Here is a 413-nt window from a genome sequence, read left to right on the forward strand (position 1 = left end):
CATCAAGGCGCTGTGGATCATGGCGACCAACCCGGTCGATTCGATGCCGGATGCCGATGCCGTCGAGGCGGCGATCAAGGCTTGCCCGTTTGTCGTGGTGTCGGATGTGCTGGCCAAGACCGACACGGTCCGCCACGCCCATGTCCGCCTGCCCGCCGCAGCATGGGGCGAGAAGGACGGCACCGTCACCAATTCTGAGCGCCGCATCTCGCGCCAGCGCGCCTTTTTGGCCACGCCCGGCCAGGCAAGAGCCGACTGGTGGATCGTCGCCGAAGTGGCCAAGCGGATGGGTTTTGGCGAAGCGTTTTCGCATGCGTCGCCAGGGGAGATTTTTGCTGAGCACGCCGCGCTGTCGGCATTCGAGAATGACGGCGCGCGCGATTTCGATATAGGCGCGTACGCCGGGACCGATG

The 413-nt window shown here is 65.1% G+C and carries 1 protein-coding gene; it reads left to right on the forward strand.

Going from position 1 to position 413, the window contains the following annotated elements; genetic code table 11:
• The coding region (locus tag EOA19_RS35125; protein ID WP_164893145.1) for a molybdopterin-dependent oxidoreductase at window positions 1–413 on the forward strand (413 nt) is incomplete at both ends.

Origin of the sequence: Mesorhizobium sp. M7A.F.Ca.US.010.02.1.1, from assembly GCF_004023085.1 — a bacterium.
Taxonomy (GTDB): Bacteria; Pseudomonadota; Alphaproteobacteria; order Rhizobiales; family Rhizobiaceae; genus Mesorhizobium.